The following is a 2,269-nucleotide window of genomic DNA, read 5'->3' as shown; positions in this document are numbered from 1 at the left end:
AACCGAACCGTCGTAGTACTTCAGGTCGTTGATCATGACCGAGTCCCAAAGACCGCGAGCCTTGAGGTCGCGAACCAGGTACGGGTTGATCACGGTGAATTCGCCTGACAGGTTCGATTTCACATACAGGTTCTGGTAGGTCGGTTCGATCGACTGCGATACGCCAGTGATGTTGGCGATGGTCGCGGTCGGTGCGATGGCCATGATGTTGGAGTTACGAATGCCTTTTTGTACACGGGCGCGAACCGGTGCCCAGTCCAGGGTTTCGTTCAGGTCAACGTCGATGTACTTCTGGCCGCGTTGTTCGATCAGGATCTGTTGCGAGTCCAGCGGCAGGATGCCTTTGGACCACAGCGAACCGTTGAACGTCTCGTACGAGCCGCGCTCGTCAGCCAGGTCGCAGGAAGCCTGGATCGCGTAGTAGCTGACCGCTTCCATCGACTTGTCGGCGAACTCGACGGCAGCGTCGGAGCCGTAAGGGATGTGCTGCAGGTACAGAGCGTCCTGGAAGCCCATGATGCCCAGACCCACTGGACGGTGCTTGAAGTTGGAGTTCTTCGCTTGTGGCACCGAGTAGTAGTTGATGTCGATCACGTTGTCGAGCATGCGCACGGCAGTGTTGACGGTGCGTTGCAGCTTGGCGGTGTCCAGCTTGCCATCGACGATGTGGTTCGGCAGGTTGATCGAGCCCAGGTTGCAAACGGCGATCTCGTCCTTGTTGGTGTTCAAGGTGATCTCGGTGCACAGGTTCGAGCTGTGAACCACGCCGACGTGCTGCTGCGGGCTACGCAGGTTGCACGGGTCTTTGAAAGTCAGCCATGGGTGGCCGGTTTCGAACAGCATGGAGAGCATTTTGCGCCACAGGTCTTTGGCCTGGATGGTCTTGAACAGCTTGACCTTGCCCGGGTACTCGGTCAGGGCTTCGTAGTACTCGTAGCGCTCTTCGAAGGCTTTACCGGTCAGGTCGTGCAGGTCCGGTACTTCGGATGGCGAGAACAGGGTCCACTTGCCGTCATCGAAGACACGCTTCATGAACAGGTCAGGGATCCAGTTGGCGGTGTTCATGTCGTGGGTACGACGACGATCATCACCGGTGTTCTTGCGGAGTTCGATGAACTCCTCAATGTCCATATGCCAGGTTTCCAGGTAAGCACAGACAGCGCCTTTGCGCTTGCCACCCTGGTTAACGGCGACGGCGGTGTCGTTCACGACTTTCAGGAACGGAACCACGCCCTGCGACTTGCCATTGGTGCCTTTGATGTACGAACCCAGTGCGCGCACCGGGGTCCAGTCGTTGCCCAGGCCACCAGCGAATTTCGACAGCATGGCGTTGTCGTGGATCGCGTGGTAGATGCCCGACAGGTCGTCCGGAACGGTGGTCAGGTAGCAGCTCGACAGCTGTGGACGCAGGGTACCGGCGTTGAACAGCGTCGGGGTCGACGACATGTAGTCGAACGACGACAGCAGGTTGTAGAACTCGATCGCACGGTCTTCTTTCTGCTTTTCTTCGATCGCCAGGCCCATGGCCACGCGCATGAAGAAGATCTGCGGCAGTTCGAAACGCACGCCATCCTTGTGGATGAAGTAGCGGTCGTACAGGGTTTGCAGGCCCAGGTAGGTGAATTGCTGATCGCGCTCGTGGTTGATCGCCTTGCCCAGTTTTTCCAGGTCGAAGGTGGCCAGCACAGGGTTCAGCAGTTCGAACTCGATACCTTTGGCGATGTAAGCCGGCAGGGCCTTGGCGTACAGGTCGGCCATTTCGTGATGGGTGGCGCTTTCGGCGACTTCGAGGAAGTTCAGGCCTTCGGCACGCAGGGTGTCCATCAGTAGGCGGGCGGTCACGAACGAGTAGTTCGGCTCGCGCTCAACCAAGGTACGGGCAGTCATCACCAGAGCGGTGTTGACGTCGGTCAGGGCCACGCCGTCGTACAGGTTTTTCAGGGTTTCGCGCTGGATCAGGTCGCCGTCGACTTCTTCCAGACCTTCGCAGGCCTCGGTGACGATGGTGTTCAGACGGCCCATGTCGAGCGGTGCGAAGCTGCCGTCGGCGCGGGTGATGCGGATCGACGGATGCGCGTTGACCGCTTCTTCGGCCGGGGCGTGGGCAGCGCGTTCTTTCGAACGACCGTCACGGTAGATCACGTAGTCGCGAGCGACTTTCTGCTCGCCGGCACGCATCAGGGCCAGTTCGACCTGGTCCTGGATCTCTTCGATGTGGATGGTGCCGCCCGATGGCATGCGACGCTTGAAGGTCGCGGTGACCTGTTCG

At 59.2% G+C, this 2,269-nt stretch carries 1 protein-coding gene; it reads right to left on the bottom strand.

The window, feature by feature from the left end; all coding sequences use genetic code 11:
- A partial coding sequence (locus ACIOWE_RS25315; RefSeq protein ID WP_401397162.1) for a ribonucleoside-diphosphate reductase subunit alpha occupies positions 1-2,269 on the bottom strand: 2,269 nt, incomplete at both ends.

The organism is Pseudomonas sp. NPDC087598 (genome assembly GCF_044743525.1).
GTDB lineage: Bacteria > Pseudomonadota > Gammaproteobacteria > Pseudomonadales > Pseudomonadaceae > Aquipseudomonas.
This window is presented reverse-complemented; position numbering and strand designations above follow the sequence as displayed.